Source organism: Bradyrhizobium sp. 62, assembly GCF_023073035.1.
Lineage (GTDB): Bacteria > Pseudomonadota > Alphaproteobacteria > Rhizobiales > Xanthobacteraceae > Bradyrhizobium.
In genome coordinates this window covers 1,651,751-1,669,145 of the sequence record NZ_JADPIT010000015.1, presented here as the reverse complement: position 1 = coordinate 1,669,145, position 17,395 = coordinate 1,651,751, and the positions used below count along the sequence as shown (strand labels likewise).

Sequence of the window (17,395 nt, the reverse complement as noted above, 5' to 3'; positions counted from 1 at the left end):
GCGGCGTCGCGGTGATCCGCGTCGGCGGTGCCACCGAGATCGAGGTCAAGGAGAAGAAGGACCGCGTCGAGGACGCGCTCAACGCCACCCGCGCCGCGGTGCAGGAGGGCATCGTTCCCGGCGGCGGCGTCGCGCTGCTCCGCGCCAAGAAGGCGGTTGGCCGTCTCACCAACGCCAATGCCGACGTCCAGGCCGGCATCAACATCGTGCTGAAGGCGCTGGAAGCCCCGATCCGCCAGATCTCCGAGAACGCGGGCGTGGAAGGCTCGATCGTCGTCGGCAAGATCCTGGAGAACAAGTCCGAGACCTTCGGCTTCGACGCCCAGACCGAGGAGTATGTCGACATGGTCGAGAAGGGCATCATCGACCCCGCCAAGGTGGTGCGCACCGCGCTCCAGGACGCCGCCTCGATCGCCGGCCTGCTGGTGACCACCGAGGCCATGGTCGCCGAGTCGCCGAAGAAGGACGCCGCGCCCGGCATGCCGGCCGGTGGCGGCATGGGCGGCTTCTAAGACCGATCCTTAGCCCACAGTGTTGCGAAGGCCGCCTCCGGGCGGCCTTCTTTTTTGGCAATCATGGCCCGTGCTTTCCAATTCAACCGGCGGCCAAAACCCACTACGGTGACGCCCGATTCGAATTGTTTGGGCCTGATCTCAACGGAAAACCGCTTCACACTTTCCGGATCATGCCCCATTGCCCCGGGGATTTCGTCGATGCGCGCGCTTGTGTTTTGCTCCACGGCCGTTCTGGCGGCTCTGCTTGCAGGTTCGCCTGAGGTCGCATCCGCCCAGATGAAGCTGGCGCCGAAGGCCACGGCGCCCGGCGGCGTCGAGACGCGCTATTTCACCTCGATCGACGGGCTGATGGATGGCAATGCCGACGTGATCCTGAAGGAGACACGCCAGGGCAAGACCGTCACCGCAGCCGTGCTCGACGTCTGCTATCCCGTCGCGAAGAATTCCGACCGCAAGGACCGCTTCGTCGTCAATCTCCAGGTCGCGGGCCAGAACCTGACGGGTACGACGCAGAGCCTCGGCGCGAAGGCGCCGGTCACCGTCAAGCTGCTGCGCAAACAGGCCGGAGACACGTTCGAATTCCGCGGCCAGATCAGCATTGGCCAGGCCGTGACCGAGGTCACCTCGCCCGACAATTCCGATCTCAGCGAGAAGGAATTCCTCGACAACCAGACCTCCGACGACGGTATCACGCCGCAGCCGAAGGATTTCACCGACGTCTCGCCGGAAGCGATCGCGGTCAAGGTCAAGCTGGATGCCGCGACCGAGTTCCTGAAGAGCCTGAAGGGCCAGGACGTCGAGGTGACGCTGGCGAGCCTCACCGTCGGCTGCGACGCGTTGCGCGCGGGCGAGCAGACCATCAACATGTCGGTCGATCCGGAGCGCGCCGGTGCGCTGCTGGCAAAATTCAAGGCGACGCCCGGCGTCACCGCCGCGGGCTGGACCGCGGGCATGACCGAGATGGACCGCACCATCCGCATTGCCGCCGCCGACTGGCGCGAGGGCGACAAGATCAACCGCGACAAGCTCGCGGCCGCGGTGGCTGGCGTGCTGAGCAGGACGCTCGCGGCAAAGCCGGTCTCGCAAAGCTTCAACCCGGCGACCGGCAAGCTCAAGCTGGTGTTCAAGCGGCCGAACCAGGACTTTCCCGCGCTCGAGCTCACCGACACGATCGAGGTTGCGGGTCTCGTCTCGCCCGACAAGCCGGGCACGACCGACAAGCTCATGCTCTGGGTCGGGAGTCCAGCGACCACGACCACCGACGAGAGCAGCGGCGCCAAGCTCAATCTCTCAGACGAAGCGACGGCCGACGAGGAAGGCGATCAGCCCGACGACAACGGTTCGGTCGAGGCGCTCGCCAAGGAGCTGAAGGGCCAGCGATGGGACGCCGACAAGTCGGTGTGGAAGTAGACGCAGACACCCCCTGTCAGTCATCGCCCGCGAAGGCGGGCGATCCAGTACTCCGAGACGGCCGTGGTTGAATCGATAGGCCGCGGCGTACTGGATTCCCCGCTTTCGCGGGGAATGACAGCGGTGGCTAATTTCCGTTGACCCGAAAGCGCAGCGGCTTGGGGCCGACGAGCGTCAGCACGTCGCCCTGGCGCTTCCAGGTCTCGACGCTGCCCAGCGCTGCAACGAGATCGTCGTCGGCCTGGGCCCTTGCGGGCGGGCAGGAGCGGTCCTGGATCTGGCCGGGGACGAAGATCACGGTGTTGCCGGCGACCGAGAACTGGCCCTTGCCGCCCTTGCACCAGAGCTCCAGCACGACCTCGCCATTGTCGCCGATCTCGATGTTCGGAATCCGCTTCGAGCCCGGCTGCGGCAGCGCCTCCAGCGTCATCTCGGTGCCGAACGGAAAACCGTCCTCCGCACGCGCGAGCGTGGACATCGCGAGCATTGCAACCGCCGCACACACCGTCTGCCTGAACGAAACCATGAAACCTCTCGACCGACCTGATTTGCGGCACCTTCTATAAGACGGCGGCGCCGTTGAGAAGGTTCGCGCATACGCGACGCAAAAATCCCCGCGGGGACGAATCCGCGGGGATTTGCTTCGAAGCGAATTGTGACCTGCTACTTCAGCACCATCGCCGTGAACGGCCAGACATAGGCCTGCAACGTCACGAACACGCCGACCAACGAGGCCAGCACGATCGAGTGCCAGAACACGAAGCGCAGGATCGTGCCTTCGTGCCCGTACCAATTCGTCGCAGTGGACGCGACCACGATCGACTGGGCGTCGATCATCTTGCCCATCACGCCGCCGGACGAGTTCGCCGCGGCCATCAGGATCGGCGACAGGCCAAGCTGCTCGGAGGTGATCTTCTGAAGATTTCCGAACAGCACGTTGGAGGCGGTATCCGATCCCGTCAGCGCCACGCCCAACCAGCCGAGCAGCGTGCCGAAGAAGGGATAGAGCACGCCGGTTGCAGCAAAGGCGAGGCCGAGCGTCGCGTCCACGCCGGAGAGCCGCGTCAGCGTGCCGATCGCGAGCATCGCCGAGATCGTGATCAGCGAGATCGCGCACAGCCGGATGGTGCGGCCGTACTGAATCACGAGCTTGCCGGGTCCGACGCCCATCAGGAAGCCGGAGATGATCGCGGCAATCAGCATGCCTGTGCCGGTGAACGAGAGATAGGTGAAGCCGAACACCGCACTCTCTTTCGTCGGCCCTGGTGCGACCGGCGGCATCTTGTTGATCATCTGATGCAGCTCGGGAACGGGGTAGTTCCAGGTGAAGATCGAGTTCGCCCAGGTCTTGAAGGCACCGTTGCCCCAGATCAGCATCACGATACAGACGATGATCCAAGGCAGCAGCGCGCTGAACATCTCGCTCTGCGTGAGCGGCGTCTTGTCGAGCGGTTTTGCGGCCGCCATGGTGGAGGTCGATTCATCACGGCTGCGCAGCGCCGGCGACAGCCAGAGCTGCCTGGGCTGCCACACCTTCAGGAACAGGATCAGCGCGCCCATCGAGATCAGCGACGCACCGATGTCGACGATCCAGGGGTTGACGAAGTTCGAGATCACGAATTGCGGGACTGCGAACGACACGCCGGTGACGAGAATCGCTGGCCAGACGTCCTTCATGCCCTTCCAGCCCGCGAACGCCCACACCACCCAGAACGGCACGATCAGCGAGAAGATCGGCAACTGCCGTCCGACCATCGCGCCGAGGATGTAGGGATCGAGCCCGGTGACCGAAGCGAGGCCCTGGATCGGCGTACCCAGCGCGCCAAAGGCGACCGGTGCTGTGTTGGCGATCAGCGACAGGCCGGAGGCCGCGAGCGGCGAGAAGCCGAGGCCGATCAGGACGGCACCGGTGATCGCGACCGGCGTGCCGAAGCCCGAAGCACCCTCGAAGAAGGCGCCGAACGAGAACGCGATCAGCAGCAATTGCAGCCGCCGGTCCTCGGTGACGCCGCCGACCGCGCGCTTGAGCAATTCGAAGCGTCCAGTGGTCACCGTCACCTGGTAAAGGAAGATGACGTTGAGAACGATCCAGCCGATCGGAAAGAAACCGGTGACGATGCCCAGCACCGAAGCGCGGATCGACATGTTGGCCGGCATGGTGAAGACGAAGATCGTGATCAAATTGGCCACGATCACGGCGATGACCGCCGCGATATGAGCCTGGACGCGGCCGCTCGCGATCAGGACCAGCAATGTGACGACAGGGACTGCCGCCGCGATCGTCGACAGCACAGGGCTGTGCAACGGGTCATAAACTTGATTCCACATGATCTTCCTCCCCCACGCATGTGTGCTGCAGGCGGCCCGCGTGGACAGCCGATCCTGCTTGACGCTGGAAGCGATAACCCCCGAGCTGGACGCGAATTCCTCGCGAATGCAGCGGTTCCCGTCCGCTCACAAGCTCGCGAAATCCCGAAGGCCCCCACCCCGCGCCGATGCGCCCCATGCTAGGGTTGCAAGCTGCGACAAGCCAACGCAAATTGCAGGACTTGCGACTTTAGTCTAAGCGCGCCGATTTTCGCCATCGTCCCAAGTCTTTGGCCCCGGGCAGTTGTGCACATCCCCTCAGGAGACAGAGCTCTGTGAAGAACATCAGCGCCACGCTCGCGATCGTCTGGCGAATCGCCGCCCCGTATTTCCGGTCGGAGGACAAATGGGCCGGCCGCGGCCTGCTCGCCGCTGTCATCGCGATGGAGCTGGCGCTGGTCGCGATCGACGTCCTGGTCAATCAATGGCAGAACCGGTTCTACAGCTCACTGCAGGCAAGTGACTGGGATAGTTTCGTCAGGGAGATCTGGATCTTCATCGGCCTCGCCTCCGCCTTCATCGCGCTGGCCGTCTACAAGCTGTATCTGAACCAGTGGCTTCAGATCCGCTGGCGGCAATGGCTGACCCGGCACTATCTGGGCGAATGGCTGCAAGGCGCCACCCACTACCGCATGCAGCTCAAGGGCGATGCGGCCGACAACCCGGACCAGCGCATCACCGAGGACGTCAAGAATTTCGTCGAGCAGACCCTGACCATCGGTCTCGGCCTGCTCTCGTCGATCGTGACGCTGTTCTCGTTCGTGATCATCCTTTGGGGGCTTTCCAACGCCGCGCCGTTGCACCTGTTCGGCGCCGATCTCATGATCCCCGGCTATCTGTGCTGGGGCGCGCTGGTCTACGCGATCTTCGGCACGGCGCTGACGCACTGGATCGGCGCCCCGCTGGTCAATCTCAATTTCGAGCAGCAGCGCTATGAAGCCGACTTCCGCTTCAATCTCGTCCGGGTCCGCGAAAATTCCGAGCAGATCGCGCTGCTCAAGGGCGAAGGCGCCGAGCGCGGCCGGCTGCTGGAGCGCTTCGGCTTCGTGATCGGCAATTGGTACGCCATCATGAGCCGCACCAAGCGCCTCACCGCGTTCACCGCGAGCTATCAGCAGGCCGCCGTGATCTTTCCCTACGTGCTGGTGGCGCCGGCCTTCTTCGCCAAGAAGATCCAGCTTGGCGACATGATGCAAACCGCGTCCGCCTTCTCCAGCGTACAGGGCGCATTGTCATTCTTCGTCACGGCGTACCGATCGCTGGCGGAATGGCGCTCGATCGTCGCCCGCCTCGACGGCTTCGAGATGTCGGTCGACGCGGCCGCGCACCTGCCGCCGCACGAGCCTGCGATTGCCCTCAAGGCCTCCGGCGGCAATCGCAATATCTCTCTCGAACAGCTCTGCGTGAACCTGCCGAGCGGCACGCCGCTTGTCGCCGCCGACGCCTTCTCCGTCCAGACGCCGGAGCGCGTGCTGGTGACCGGACCGTCGGGCTCCGGCAAGTCGACGCTGTTCCGGGCCATCGCCGGCATCTGGCCGTTCGGCACCGGCAGCATCTTCGTGCCGGAAAAGGCGAAGCTGATGATGCTGCCCCAGCGCCCATATTTCCCGGTCGGCGTGCTGCGCGACGCGGTGGTCTACCCGGCCGCGCCGGGCGCATTCGAAACCTCACGCGTCAGGGATGCGCTGATCGCAGTCGGGTTGCCCGACCTCGCCGAGCGGCTTGAGGAGGACGGTCATTGGAACCGGATGCTGTCGCTCGGCGAGCAGCAGCGCCTCGGGCTCGCCCGCGCGCTGCTGCATGCGCCGGACTATCTGTTCCTGGACGAGGCCACGGCCTCGCTCGACGAGCCATCCGAGGCCCGCCTGTACCGGTTGCTGGCGGAGAAGCTACCACAGGCCACCCTCGTCTCGATCGGCCACCGCTCGACGCTGGAAGCCTTCCATACCCGCAAGGTGACGATGGTGAAGCACGGCGCGATCCACGTCCTCGGTGACGGTGCCGTGTCGGTCGAGAAGGAGCCGAGCGCGGCACGCTGAGACGGTCCGACCAACCCTGAGGCTATGGCCCTTCGTTGCGGCCATTCTTCGACACGCCCGCCTTTGGCGGGCCCTCAGGATGAGGTCTGTCCTCGCGGTGAAATCCGTGCCCCCTCATGGTGAGGAGCCCGCAGGAGGCGGACGTCTCGAACCATGCAGGTGCCCCGGACTCCGCCCAAAAGCAAAAGGGCGGCAGGTTTGCCCTGCCGCCCTCATCAAGTCGCTTCGGGAAGAAGCTTACTTCAGGTTGCTCATCGCCGTCAGGTCGAACGACAGCTTGGCAATGCCGGCCGCGCCGCACCAGTTGGAGCCAGCGCCGCCCGGATTGATCGCGGTGACGTTGGTGGTGCCGGTGGCGTTGAAGGCGCTGGTGAAGGCGTTGCAATCACCCTTGTTCAGGTCGGTGTCGGAGTAACGCAGGTCCAGCGTGAACACCTTGTAGGTGAAGCCGATGCCGATGTTCCAGGTGTTGTAGTCCTTGTAGGGGATGCCGTTGGCGAAAACGGTGCCGACGCCGGTGCCGTAGAAGGCGTCCGAAGTACCGAACCACTGCCGGCCGAACTCACCCGACACATACATGCCCATGCCGGAGGGACCGAAGGCCGTGCTGGGCGCCGTGTACTTGGCGGTCAACGAAGCGTAGTTGCCCCAGGCACCCGAGTTCAGGAAGTTCGGCGAGTAGTACTCGGTCGCGCCGACCGTGAAGCTGTCGTTGATGGTGTAGTTCACCTTGCCGTAGACTTCGACGAAGCTGACGTCCTTCTTCATGACGTTGCCGTCGGCGAGGAAGATCGTGGTCGTGCTGACGCCGCAGACGTTGCCGCCGGGAATGCCGCCGGTGAGCACGTTGTCGGCGCAGCTGCCGCCCGGATACAGGTAGCCCCAGACGCCGATGTCGAACGCGAAGGCGCCGAAGGTCGGGCGGATACCGCCGTAGATGTCGACTTCAGCAGCGGCACGATTGGCGAAGGAGATGCTCTCGGCGGACACGCCGACGTAGAGCTGGAGGTCCTTGTTGATGTTGTAGCGCGGCTCGAAATAGGCCGCGACCGACGGCTTGTGGTTCGACTGCGTGACGCCGCGGAAGATGTAGTCGCTCATGATGGCGCCGCCGAAGGCGATATCCCAAGGGTCAAACGCGACCACCGGCGGGGCCTTCAGTGCCTTCACTCGCATGTCTGCCGCGAAAGCCGAGCCCGTCACCATTGCCAGCGCCGTTGCCAACAAAGCCACTTTTTTCATTTCGATCCCCATCACCAGTTCTAAGACCCCAGCCGGATCCCGGAAGCCCCGGAACGCACGACCTGATTGCAAATTTCGTAACTGCGGCAATCTGGATGGAGCGGCGTAAACCGAGAAGCAAAAAACGCGGGCATCTGCCGACTTTTTGGGCGTTCTGACGATTCCACGAAAGGTTGTCAGCCTGTGTGTCTTCTCGACCACATTATTTGCATTGCAAAGTGCACTGGCAGGCCCGGGTTAGTACGGGCCCGGCGGTACCGTGCTGGCCGCGCCACGAATCAGGCTGCTCCAGGACAAACACGCCGTCACGCCGATGCAAAAAGGCCGCAGCATCACCGCTGCGGCCTTCCTGTCGTCGATCATGGTCGTCGGATTGGATCCAGCCTTTGGCCTAATCTTGGGCCTAACTTTGGGCCTAACCTTGTCCTTCGGCCGGCGTCGTTTCCGCAGAAGACGAAGGCATCGCCCAGCTTGTCTCGGCGGCGGGCTCGGGAGCCGGAGCTGCCGGCGTTGACGGCTTCGGCGCGGGAGCTGCCTTCGCCTTCTTCGGCGCCGCTTTTTTCGCAGCCTTCTTGGCGGCCTTCTTAGGGGCAGCCTTCTTAGGGGCAGCCTTCTTAGCGGCTTTCTTGGCCGACTTCTTGGCGGCCTTCTTCGGCGCGGCCTTCTTGGCAGATTTCTTTGTGGCTTTCTTGGCAGACTTCTTCGCGGACTTCTTGGCTGCCTTCTTTGAGGTCTTCTTCGCCGCTACCGCCTTCTTGGCTTTTTTGGCCTTCTTGCTTTTTTTCTTCTTCGCTTTCGCCATCGTGGTCCTCCTGTTGCCGCCGAACAATGGTCGATCCGGGCGTCTTCAGCCGTCACCTCCGGACGAAAGCTCAGCCCTCGAAAGCTCAGTCTTCGAAAGCTCAGTCTTGCGCGTTCAATGCCGGCCGCGACCCGCCCGTAGCCCAATCGAGAAGCTCAATCGTGTGTACGACCGGAACTGACGTGCCACTGGCAATCTGCACCATGCAGCCGATATTGCCTGCGGCAATCATGTCCGGCTTGACGCTCGCGATGTTGGCGACCTTGCGATCACGCAACCGGCCCGCAAGCTCGGGCTGGAGAATGTTGTAGGTCCCCGCCGAACCGCAACACAAATGGCTCTCCGGCACATCTTTCACCACGAATCCATTATTGGAAAGCAATTCTTTCGGAAGGCCCGTGATTTTCTGTCCGTGCTGCAACGAACACGCAGAGTGATAGGCGACGACGATGTTGTCCTGTCGCGCGGTGGCCACGAGTCCAAGGCCGGCGACGTATTCAGTTATGTCCTTGGCGAGCGCGGAGACCTTCGCCGCATCGGCGGCAAACGCAGCGTCCTCGCGCAGAAGATAGCCGTAGTCCTTGATCACGGTGCCGCAGCCTGACGCCGTCACCAGGATGGCGTCGAGCCCCTCGCCGGCCGCTTCCGCGCGCCACGCCGCGACATTGGCGCGAGCCCGCCCCAATGCGTCCTGGTCGTTGCCGAGGTGATGGGTCAGCGCGCCGCAGCACTGCTCGTCCCTGACGAGGACGACCTCGATGCCGTGGCGCGTGAGGAGACTGATGGCGGCCTGGTTGATGCGCGGGGCCAGCACCTGCTGGGCGCAGCCCTGGAGCAGCGCGACCCGGCCGCGCTTCTTGCCGAGTGCCGCGAACACACTGCCGGCGGCGGGCCCCGGTGGCGGCAGCCGGTCCGGCGCCAGCGCCAGCATCGCCTTGAGGCGCAGGATCAGGCCGGGTGTCGCCGACGGCCGGGGCGTCGGCAGGAACGCGGCCAGCGGGCGGGCGAGCCGCGCCAGCCACATGCTGGCGCGGAAACGCTGCGGGTGCGGCAGGACGAAGGCCAGCACCCGGCGCAGCAGCCGCTCGGCGAGCGGCCGCTCGTAACGCTGCTCGATCCTGACCCGGGCCTGATCGACCAGATGCATATAATTCACCCCCGAGGGGCAGGTCGTCATGCAGGCCAGGCACGACAAGCAGCGGTCGACATGTTTGACCACTTCGGCCGTCGGCGTCTGGTCCTTCTCCAGCATCTCCTTGATCAGATAGATGCGGCCGCGCGGGCTATCGAGCTCGTCGCCAAGCAGCACATAAGTCGGACAGGTTGCGGTGCAGAAGCCGCAATGGACGCAGGCGCGCAGGATCTTGTCGGCTTCCGCGATGTCGGGATCGGCGAGCTGCGCGAGTGAGAATTCGGTCTTCATTCAGCAAGCGTCCCGCGTCAGCCGGCCCCGGTTGAGGATGGTCTTCGGATCGAAACTGGCGCGGACCCGCTCGCTCAACGCGGCAAGGCCAGGGGCCTGCGGGTGGAATACATCGATCGCGCGCCTGATGTCCTCGGCCGCCCGGATCAGCGTGGCGTGCCCGCCGGCCGCATTCACACGTTCGCGCACGGCCGTGGCATGCGCGTCCGGCTTCGGTGGCAACGCCGCCCAGATCAGTCCACCACCCCAATCGTAGATCACGTCGCCGCCGGTCTCGCGCGCCAGCAGCGTCCCGAGCGCCGCGCCCGACGCGGGCGGACAGACGATCCGCCAAACCGGCCAAGCCCCCAACGTGCCGTCAGCCGCGAACGGCAGGACGTCGCGGATCGTGGTCCATAGCGCCGCTGACACCGTGTCCTCGACGAGCGTTGCGGTTCCGAACGGCGCCAGCAATTCGCGCAGCGAGCCGGCACGGTGGGCGGTCGAGGCGGTAATGCCCTCAAGCCGCAGCACGGTCAGCGCCTCGCTTTGGCCTGCGATAGCGCCGAGACCTTCGATCTTGGTCCGGAACGCCGATGTCGGCAGATGCGCGGCCCCCGAGACGTCGAAGGGCGAGCCGAGCGCCGCCGTCATCGCCTTGTTGGCCGCGGCATCGTCGAGGCCGCGCAGCAACAGCGTCCGCTCGGCCTCCGGCTTCGGCATCACCTTCAGCGTGACCTCGGTCATGACCGACAGCGTGCCCCAGGAACCGGCGAGAAGCTTGCAGAGGTCGTAGCCGGTGACGTTCTTCACCACCTTGCCGCCGGTCTTGAAGCTATCGCCGAAACCGGAGACGGCATGCGCCCCGAGCAGATGGTCGCGCGCCCCGCCCGCCTTGATCCGGCGCGGACCGGCCAGGCCAGACGCAATCATGCCCCCAATGGTGCCGAGCGCGGGCGTGCCGAGCAGCGGCGCGGTGTTCATCGGCTCGAAGGCGAATTGCTGGTTCTTGGCATCGATCAGCGACAGCACGTCGGCCAGCGGCGCCCCGGCCTGCAGCGTGACAATGAGTTCGTTGGGCTCGTAGGCGGTGATGGCATTCAGCGCGGAAACGTCGAGCACCGCGTTGGTCGCCATCGCATGGCCGATGCCGCGCTTGGAGCCATGGCCGATGATCTCGAGCGGCTGCTCATTGGCAATCGCCGCGCGCACCACCTCTTCGACGTCTTTGGCGTCTCTGACCTTGAGCGTATCCACGCCTGTAGCGGGTAACGAAGTTTGCAGCGAAAATCAAATTTGGCGCGTTGCAGCGAGGCGACTCTAGAACCGCGGAATGTCCGGGAATGCCAGCTTCCCGGCGTGGACATGCATGCGGCCGAGCTCGGCGCATCGGTGCAGGGTCGGAAACACCTTTCCGGGATTGAGCAGGCCTTGCGCATCGAAGGCGCATTTCAGGCGCTGCTGCTGGTTGAGGTCGATCTCACTGAACATCTCAGGCATCAGATCGCGCTTCTCGATGCCGACGCCGTGTTCGCCGGTGAGCACGCCGCCGAACTCGACGCAGGCGCGCAGGATGTCGGCGCCGAAGGCTTCGGCGCGCTCGATCTCGCCGGGCTTGTTGGCGTCATAGAGGATCAGCGGATGCAGGTTGCCGTCGCCGGCATGGAACACGTTGGCGCAACCGAGCTGGTATTTTTCCGATAGCTCGCGGATGCGCGCCAGCGCTTTCGGCAGCGCACCGCGTGGGATGGTGCCGTCCATGCAGAGATAGTCCGGCGAGATGCGGCCGACGGCGGGGAACGCGGCTTTCCGGCCGGCCCAGAACAGATTGCGCTCAGCCTCCGAGGTCGAGATCTGGCAGGTGGTCGAGCCGCAAGCGTTCGCAATTGTCTCGACCCGCGTGATCAGCTCGTCGACCTCGATCTTGGGACCGTCGAGCTCGATGATGAGGAGGGCCTCGACATCGAGCGGATAGCCGGCGTGGACGAAGGCTTCCGCGGCGTGGATCGCGGGCTTGTCCATCATCTCCATGCCGCCGGGAATGATGCCGGCGCCGATGATGCGCGCCACGCATTCGCCGGCCGCCTCGACTTGCGCGAATCCGACCATCAGCGCGCGCGCCGTCTCCGGCTTTTGCAGGATGCGCACCGTGATCTCGGTGATGACACCGAGCAGGCCCTCCGAGCCGGTGATGACGCCCATCAGGTCGTAGCCGGAGTTCTCCGCCGATTTGCCGCCGATGCGCAGGATCTCCCCGCTCATCAGCACGATCTCGCAGCCGAGCACGTTGTTGGTGGTCATGCCGTATTTCAGGCAGTGCACGCCGCCGGAATTCTCCGCGACATTGCCGCCGATCGAGCAGGCGATCTGCGAGGACGGATCCGGCGCGTAGTAAAACCCGGCATGAGCGACGGCCTGGCTGATCGCGAGGTTGGTGACGCCGGGCTCGGTGACGACGGCGCGGTTGTCGAAATCGATCTCGCGGATGCGCTTGAACTTGCCGAGGCCCAGGAGCACGCCGTCTTCCAGTGGCAGCGCGCCGCCGGACAGCGAGGTGCCGGAGCCACGCGGGACCACCTTGATGCCCTGCCCTGCACAATATTTCAGGACCAGCGAAACCTGCTCGGTCGTGTCGGGCAGCACCACGACCATCGGCGGCTGCCGATAGGCCGTCAATCCGTCGGATTCATAGGCTCGCATCTCGGCGGCGCTATCGATCACGCCTTCGCCCGGTACGATTGCGCGCAATGCAGCCACGATTTCGGCGCGGCGCGCGAGCACGGCCTGGTCACTCGCGGGCATCATGATGGCCATAGCATTTCCTTCATGGCATATCGTTCCGGCCGAGGCCGCACGATCGATTTGTCGCGGTAAATCAACCACGTCCGCGGTGGTTTGGGTAGGCCATCCGAAAGTCAGATCGACGATCTTGCGCGAGTTCGCTCTGGGACAAGTAGGAAATCGTGAAACCTGCCATGGTTTGGCGGCTTGTCCAATCTGAGCAGGCCTGCCAAAACCGGCAGGTCCGACCATTGCCGATCAGGCATGCAACTGACCAGCCCCAGGGAAGAAACGAAGAGCACCCGATGACAAAACTGATTTTTGGCGCATTGACCATCCTCACCGCGATTGCCACCGCACCCAGCGCGATGGCGCAGGACGTCGCGGCCGGCAAATCTTCGTTCAACAAATGCCTGGCCTGTCACGCGATCGGCGAAGGCGCCAAGAACAAGGTCGGCCCCGAGCTCAACGGCCTCGACGGCCGCAAGTCCGGCACCGCGCCGGACTACAATTACTCCGACGCCAACAAGAATTCCGGCATCACCTGGAACGAGGCCGTGTTCAAGGAATACATCAAGGACCCCAAGGCCAAGATCCCCGGCACCAAGATGGCTTTCGCCGGCATCAAGAACGAAAACGAGATCAACAATCTCTGGGCCTACGTGTCGCAGTTCGACAAGGACGGGAAGATCAAGCAGTAAGCGCACGACAGGCGGTCGCTGGGCTGGAGCTTCGGTTCTGAACCGAAGCTCCAGCTTCTTGTTTTGACGCGTTTTCTTCACGCAAACCGGCATCCACTTCGCTCGAAAACGCTCTAATCGGCGGCCGCCTGCGCCGGGACGATTTTCCCGATCAGCGTCTCGATCTCGGTCTTCACGAGATCGGGCACCGCGTTCTGCACCATGTGGCCGAGATCGGGCAGCACGATCAGCTTGGCGTTCTGCACGGTGGCGGCGAATGGGCGCGCGTGAATGTCGGTCTTCACTGTCTTGTCGGGCTCGCCGGCGATGATCGTGACCGGCGCCGATATCTCGCCGTAGCGCGCGACCTGCGCGGCGACCGCTTCCTTCAGCGTCACCAGATCATACGCATTGGCGATGAACTCGCGCGGGCGCAGCAGCAGCGGCGTCGCGGAGTCCTGCACGAAACCATCCGGCATCATTTGCGGCAGGAAGACATTGCGCGCGCCGGGCTCGCTCAGGAAATAGCCCAGCGGCAGGGTTATGGTGTAGGCGAGCAGCGGGCCGATCACGGGCGTTGCGATGATCTCGTTGTAGCGGCCGACACCGCCGCGCCAGGGATGTGTGACGGGCGCGAGCATCACAAGGCCCGCGACGCGGCCGGGATGATCGAGCGCCAACTGCGCGCCGAGCGCGCCGCTCCAGGAATGCACCACGAAGACCGCGCGATCGATCCCGAGCTTGCCGAGCGCCTCATCGATCATCCGCGCCTGGATCTCCGGGGTCGAATCCTGCCGCCGCGCCCGCGTGCTCCAGCCGTGGCCGGGACGGTCGATCAGGATGACGCGGTGGTTCCTGGCGAGGAGATCGCCGAGCGGCCGCCGCATCGCTTCGAGGTTGGAGCTCGCGCCGTGCAGCATCACGACCGGCAGGCCCGAATCGCGCGGGCCGATATCGACGAGGTGAAGCACGGCACCATCGACCTCGATCATTCGGCCCTGCGGTGGAAACGCGCGCTGCACGGCGAGGACGCCGGCCTGCGTGACCAGCGCCAGCACAAGCAGCGCGGTCACGACTGACATCACGATCATGGATGGAATCCGGGCGATCCAGGGCACAGGGCAGTTACGTGGCTTGCGGGCGGCAGTTTCGCCCGGGGAGCCCCCACGCTCCACTTGAAATTCCGGGGCTGTGGATATGTGCATAATTCAAGCGGGAAAAACGCAATCAAATCAATGCCGCTCCCCGGAGTACGCAGGCTTCGAAAAGCTTCATGCCGTCGTCATCGCGGCTTCCTTATAATCGCCACGGTCGGTTCCGCCATTTAGACGCGGGTGGGCGCCGATCGTGCTCGCAACCCTCGGGGATGCGGGAAAGACCGGCAGGATTTATCCTGATTTGAACCGGAGAATTTCGATGAGCCTGAGGTCCAAAGATACTGCGATCGACGAGATCGTGGCAAGCTGCCACGGCGACCTGCGCGGTGCCGTGCGCGCGCTGCTGCTGATCAACGAGCACCTCGAGACGGAGCTTGCAAAGGCTTACGCCGCAGCGGTCGATCGCGGCCTCGCCGAGCGCGAAGGCAGCGTTTTGCACTAGGTTGCTGTCGACCTAGTTCGTGCTGTCCTCGTCCTTTTCCTCGTCAGGCGTGGGTGCGGGACAGGCGCGGATGGTCGAACGGGCAAGCTTGGCGTCGGCCTTCGATTTGTAGGGACCGTCACCGAACCAGACATCGCCGATGATCACGGGATTGCTGGTCACGATGTTGCATTTTCCGGTGGCGCGATTGCCGACCACCCAGAACAGTCCGTCGGCGAGGCTCACCGTGCCCGGCGCCAGCAGCAATATACCTACAAAGATCAAACGCTTCATGGCTGTGCTCCCGCCATGAAGGTAGGCCTGCGGCGGGGCAACCCAAACCCTCGTAACGCGGCGCGTGTCATCGTGGTTAATCGGCTTACGCCGCATTCGCTCGAGCAATGATCGACTTGTCCGCTAAATATCGCGGCCTTCGACCTTCTCGGTCAGCGCCTTGACCTGGTCGGGGATCTTCTCGAGGTGCGGATTGACGGCGAGCGCTTTGCGGTAGGCCTCGAGTGCGCGTTTTTCGTCGCCGACCTCCTGCATGATCATGCCGAGGCCTGCGAGCGCGCCGAAATGGCGGGGCTCGCGGATCAACACCTCGCGAATATCGGCGAGCGAGCGGCCGTAATCGTTCTGCATGTAGTAGAGCGTCGCGCGACGATTCCAGGCCTCGATGTAGTCGGGCCTGAGCTTGACGACCGAATCCAGCAGCTTGATCGCAACCTCGATCTTCTTTGCGTCGACCGCGGTCTTGGCCCGCGCCATCAGCAGCGCCGCGGTGTCGCTCGGGGTCTGGATCCAGATCGCCCAGATCCGCGCCTCGACATGCTTGGCGCTGGCTTCGTCGGGCGCAGCTTTCAGTGCGCCGAACAGGAAATCGAGATTCTTGGTGCGATCGACCTTGGGCAGCTTGGCCGGCGCTTCCGGAAGTTTCTTCTGCTTGCCGGGCGGAGTCGGTGGATCAATCTGCTGTGCCAGCGCCGGAGCGAGTCCGGCGGCTCCCAGTACGAGAGCCAGACACAGGGTGCGCGCGACGAAGAATCTCACTGCCATGGTCGAAGTCTAAACGCGCAGAGCCGCCCTTGCAAAGCAGGGGCGGCGTCAAACTCGTGTGAGACCGTGGTCTTGCGGGGCGCGCGCGGGCGTCCGGCAGGGCGAAATCAGCCCTGGCGAGCCTTGAAGCGGCGCTGCACCTTGTTGATCACATAGACCCGGCCCTTGCGGCGGACCAGGCGGTTGGCGCGATGGCGACCGCGCAGCGATTTCAGCGAGTTACGGACCTTCATGGCAGAATCCTGAACGTTCGAAAGGCCGTGTTCGGCACTACCGTTTCGGCACGCGCGAATGAGGCAAAATGAGATTTTCCCGCTGGCGGACCGACCGCCCGGGACGGGGCGGTTCTTAAGGCATGGGAGGACCGGATGTCAATGTTAACTGCCCCGATCCCACCCACCAAATTCTGGAAAACAACCCCATGCAAAGTAGAAGCGGCCGGATCGGCCCAATTTGGCGCGGACGACGCCTGTCCTACAACGCCTCGTCCCACAATGCCTTGTCCCACAATGTCTTGTCCCACAATGTCTTGCCAAGTTCGTTATATCATATAATCAATTCGGCAACCCGTCGGGAGGAAACCCATGCCGAAGCTGAAGCTGCCGAACATCGACGACGTCGTCGCCATCGACATCCATACCCACGCCGAAGAGCCTTGCGGCACCCATCCCGACGACGGCTATGACGACTTTCAGGCGCAGATGGCGGATTATTTCAAGTCGCCGCACAAGCATCCGCCGACCGTGCCGGAGACCGCCGCCTACTACCGCTCCAAGAACATCGCCGCGGTGATCTTCCCGGTCGACGCCGAGCGCGAAACCGGCTTCCGCCGCTACAAGAATGAGGAGATGCTGGAGATCGCCTCCGACCATCTCGACGTTCTCATCCCCTTCGTCTCGATCGACCCGCACAAGGGCAAGCTCGGTGTGCGCGAGGCGCGCAAGCTGATCGAGGAATACGGGGTGCGCGGCTTCAAATTCCACCCGACCATGCAGGGCTTCTACGCCAACGACCGCATGGCCTATCCGCTCTATGAAGAGATCAACAATGGCGGCGCGATCGCGCTGTTCCACACCGGCCAGACCGGCGTCGGCTCGGGCATGCCCGGCGGCATGGGGATGCGGCTGAAATATTCCAACCCGATGTACATGGACGACGTCGCGGCTGATTTCCCCGACCTCAAGATCATCCTCGCCCATCCCTCCTTCCCCTGGCAGGAAGAAGCGCTGTCGGTCGCGACCCACAAGCCCAACGTCTACATCGACCTCTCGGGCTGGTCGCCGAAATATTTCCCGCCGATCCTGGTCCGCTACATCAACTCGATCCTGCAGGACAAGATGCTGTTCGGTTCGGACTGGCCGGTGATCACGCCGGATCGCTGGCTGTCGGATTTCGCCAAGATCGAGATCCGCGACGAGATCCGGCCGAAGGTGCTGAAGGCCAACGCAAGGAAGCTGCTGGGGATCTAGAAAGCGCGTCGAGGGCTTCGATCCGGTAACCGAAGCCCTCACGCTCAAGTC

Annotated in this window: 17 protein-coding genes; 6 read left to right on the top strand and 11 right to left on the bottom strand. The window is 63.9% G+C overall.

Annotated elements, in window-relative coordinates; genetic code table 11:
• Both IVB47_RS18685 and IVB47_RS18680 read left to right on the top strand, forming a co-directional pair.
• Positions 1 to 512: TCP-1/cpn60 chaperonin family protein (locus IVB47_RS18685; RefSeq protein WP_276576874.1), on the top strand; the 512-nt coding region annotated here is incomplete at its 5' end.
• A 201-nt stretch (positions 513 to 713) separates the two neighbouring features.
• A complete protein-coding gene (locus IVB47_RS18680) occupies positions 714 to 1,925 on the top strand; it encodes a hypothetical protein (protein WP_027565441.1) in 1,212 nt (403 codons plus the stop codon).
• A 127-nt stretch (positions 1,926 to 2,052) separates the two neighbouring features.
• On the opposite strand, the gene IVB47_RS18675 is transcribed toward IVB47_RS18680, so the two are convergent.
• Together IVB47_RS18675 and IVB47_RS18670 are read right to left on the bottom strand one after the other, a co-directional pair.
• The gene (locus IVB47_RS18675; RefSeq protein WP_007614988.1) at positions 2,053 to 2,451 is read right to left on the bottom strand and encodes an META domain-containing protein; all 399 of its coding nucleotides are present in this window, start codon (positions 2,449 to 2,451) and stop codon (positions 2,053 to 2,055) included.
• A gap of 137 nt (positions 2,452 to 2,588) precedes the next feature.
• The gene (locus tag IVB47_RS18670; RefSeq protein WP_027565443.1) at positions 2,589 to 4,253 is read right to left on the bottom strand and encodes an L-lactate permease; all 1,665 of its coding nucleotides are present in this window, start codon (positions 4,251 to 4,253) and stop codon (positions 2,589 to 2,591) included.
• A 314-nt stretch (positions 4,254 to 4,567) separates the two neighbouring features.
• On the opposite strand from IVB47_RS18670, the gene IVB47_RS18665 reads away from it, so the two are divergent.
• Positions 4,568 to 6,331 (top strand): ABC transporter ATP-binding protein/permease, encoded by a 1,764-nt coding sequence (locus IVB47_RS18665; protein WP_247463067.1) that lies wholly within the window; start codon positions 4,568 to 4,570, stop codon positions 6,329 to 6,331.
• Positions 6,332 to 6,568: 237 nt separating this feature from the next.
• Here IVB47_RS18665 and IVB47_RS18660 read toward each other — a convergent pair whose 3' ends face one another.
• The 5 genes from IVB47_RS18660 to IVB47_RS18640 all read right to left on the bottom strand — a co-directional run bounded on the left by IVB47_RS18660 (position 6,569) and on the right by IVB47_RS18640 (position 12,591).
• On the bottom strand, positions 6,569 to 7,573 hold the full coding sequence (locus tag IVB47_RS18660; RefSeq protein ID WP_247284644.1) for a TorF family putative porin: 1,005 nt from the start codon (positions 7,571 to 7,573) through the stop codon (positions 6,569 to 6,571).
• Positions 7,574 to 7,988: 415 nt separating this feature from the next.
• Entirely contained in the window at positions 7,989 to 8,375 is a 387-nt protein-coding gene (locus IVB47_RS18655; RefSeq protein WP_027565445.1) for a hypothetical protein, read from the bottom strand.
• 100 nt (positions 8,376 to 8,475) lie between these two features.
• The gene (gene glcF / locus IVB47_RS18650; protein ID WP_247403996.1) at positions 8,476 to 9,798 is read right to left on the bottom strand and encodes a glycolate oxidase subunit GlcF; all 1,323 of its coding nucleotides are present in this window, start codon (positions 9,796 to 9,798) and stop codon (positions 8,476 to 8,478) included.
• Positions 9,799 to 11,034 (bottom strand): FAD-binding protein, encoded by a 1,236-nt coding sequence (locus IVB47_RS18645; protein ID WP_247463065.1) that lies wholly within the window; start codon positions 11,032 to 11,034, stop codon positions 9,799 to 9,801.
• Between the two features lie 63 nt (positions 11,035 to 11,097).
• Complete coding sequence (locus IVB47_RS18640) at positions 11,098 to 12,591, bottom strand: FAD-linked oxidase C-terminal domain-containing protein (RefSeq protein ID WP_085350117.1); 1,494 nt, start codon at positions 12,589 to 12,591, stop codon at positions 11,098 to 11,100.
• 272 nt (positions 12,592 to 12,863) lie between these two features.
• Here IVB47_RS18640 and cycA point away from each other — a divergent pair, with 272 nt between their 5' ends.
• The gene (cycA, locus tag IVB47_RS18635; RefSeq protein WP_247357923.1) at positions 12,864 to 13,259 is read left to right on the top strand and encodes a cytochrome c-550 CycA; all 396 of its coding nucleotides are present in this window, start codon (positions 12,864 to 12,866) and stop codon (positions 13,257 to 13,259) included.
• 113 nt (positions 13,260 to 13,372) lie between these two features.
• Here the strand turns inward: cycA and IVB47_RS18630 are convergent, their stop codons facing one another.
• Positions 13,373 to 14,329 (bottom strand): alpha/beta hydrolase, encoded by a 957-nt coding sequence (locus tag IVB47_RS18630; protein ID WP_247463063.1) that lies wholly within the window; start codon positions 14,327 to 14,329, stop codon positions 13,373 to 13,375.
• A gap of 325 nt (positions 14,330 to 14,654) precedes the next feature.
• Between IVB47_RS18630 and IVB47_RS18625 the strand changes: the two genes are divergently transcribed.
• Positions 14,655 to 14,837 carry a hypothetical protein gene (locus IVB47_RS18625; RefSeq protein WP_007596968.1) on the top strand — a complete coding sequence of 61 codons (183 nt, stop codon included), beginning with the start codon at positions 14,655 to 14,657 and terminating at the stop codon, positions 14,835 to 14,837.
• 12 nt (positions 14,838 to 14,849) lie between these two features.
• Here IVB47_RS18625 and IVB47_RS18620 read toward each other — a convergent pair whose 3' ends face one another.
• From IVB47_RS18620 to ykgO, 3 genes are all read right to left on the bottom strand, one after another.
• A complete protein-coding gene (locus tag IVB47_RS18620) occupies positions 14,850 to 15,110 on the bottom strand; it encodes a hypothetical protein (protein ID WP_247463061.1) in 261 nt (86 codons plus the stop codon).
• Positions 15,111 to 15,233: 123 nt separating this feature from the next.
• Positions 15,234 to 15,875 carry a tetratricopeptide repeat protein gene (locus IVB47_RS18615; RefSeq protein ID WP_007596972.1) on the bottom strand — a complete coding sequence of 214 codons (642 nt, stop codon included), beginning with the start codon at positions 15,873 to 15,875 and terminating at the stop codon, positions 15,234 to 15,236.
• Between the two features lie 107 nt (positions 15,876 to 15,982).
• A complete protein-coding gene (gene ykgO, locus IVB47_RS18610; RefSeq protein WP_006611362.1) occupies positions 15,983 to 16,108 on the bottom strand; it encodes a type B 50S ribosomal protein L36 in 126 nt (41 codons plus the stop codon).
• 351 nt (positions 16,109 to 16,459) lie between these two features.
• Between ykgO and IVB47_RS18605 the strand changes: the two genes are divergently transcribed.
• Positions 16,460 to 17,344: an amidohydrolase family protein gene (locus tag IVB47_RS18605; protein WP_027565452.1), complete on the top strand. Its 885-nt coding sequence runs from the start codon at positions 16,460 to 16,462 to the stop codon at positions 17,342 to 17,344.
• Positions 17,345 to 17,395: the final 51 nt, after the last annotated feature.

Coding starts and splice junctions, on each gene's coding strand:
- IVB47_RS18680 (WP_027565441.1), top strand. CDS start 714: ATGCGCGCGCTTGTGTTTTGCTCCACGGCCGTTCTGGCGGCTCTGCTT.
- IVB47_RS18675 (WP_007614988.1), bottom strand. CDS start 2,451: ATGGTTTCGTTCAGGCAGACGGTGTGTGCGGCGGTTGCAATGCTCGCG.
- IVB47_RS18670 (WP_027565443.1), bottom strand. CDS start 4,253: ATGTGGAATCAAGTTTATGACCCGTTGCACAGCCCTGTGCTGTCGACG.
- IVB47_RS18660 (WP_247284644.1), bottom strand. CDS start 7,573: ATGAAAAAAGTGGCTTTGTTGGCAACGGCGCTGGCAATGGTGACGGGC.
- IVB47_RS18655 (WP_027565445.1), bottom strand. CDS start 8,375: ATGGCGAAAGCGAAGAAGAAAAAAAGCAAGAAGGCCAAAAAAGCCAAG.
- glcF (WP_247403996.1), bottom strand. CDS start 9,798: ATGAAGACCGAATTCTCACTCGCGCAGCTCGCCGATCCCGACATCGCG.
- IVB47_RS18640 (WP_085350117.1), bottom strand. CDS start 12,591: ATGGCCATCATGATGCCCGCGAGTGACCAGGCCGTGCTCGCGCGCCGC.
- cycA (WP_247357923.1), top strand. CDS start 12,864: ATGACAAAACTGATTTTTGGCGCATTGACCATCCTCACCGCGATTGCC.
- IVB47_RS18630 (WP_247463063.1), bottom strand. CDS start 14,329: ATGATCGTGATGTCAGTCGTGACCGCGCTGCTTGTGCTGGCGCTGGTC.
- IVB47_RS18625 (WP_007596968.1), top strand. CDS start 14,655: ATGAGCCTGAGGTCCAAAGATACTGCGATCGACGAGATCGTGGCAAGC.
- IVB47_RS18620 (WP_247463061.1), bottom strand. CDS start 15,110: ATGAAGCGTTTGATCTTTGTAGGTATATTGCTGCTGGCGCCGGGCACG.
- IVB47_RS18615 (WP_007596972.1), bottom strand. CDS start 15,875: ATGGCAGTGAGATTCTTCGTCGCGCGCACCCTGTGTCTGGCTCTCGTA.
- ykgO (WP_006611362.1), bottom strand. CDS start 16,108: ATGAAGGTCCGTAACTCGCTGAAATCGCTGCGCGGTCGCCATCGCGCC.
- IVB47_RS18605 (WP_027565452.1), top strand. CDS start 16,460: ATGCCGAAGCTGAAGCTGCCGAACATCGACGACGTCGTCGCCATCGAC.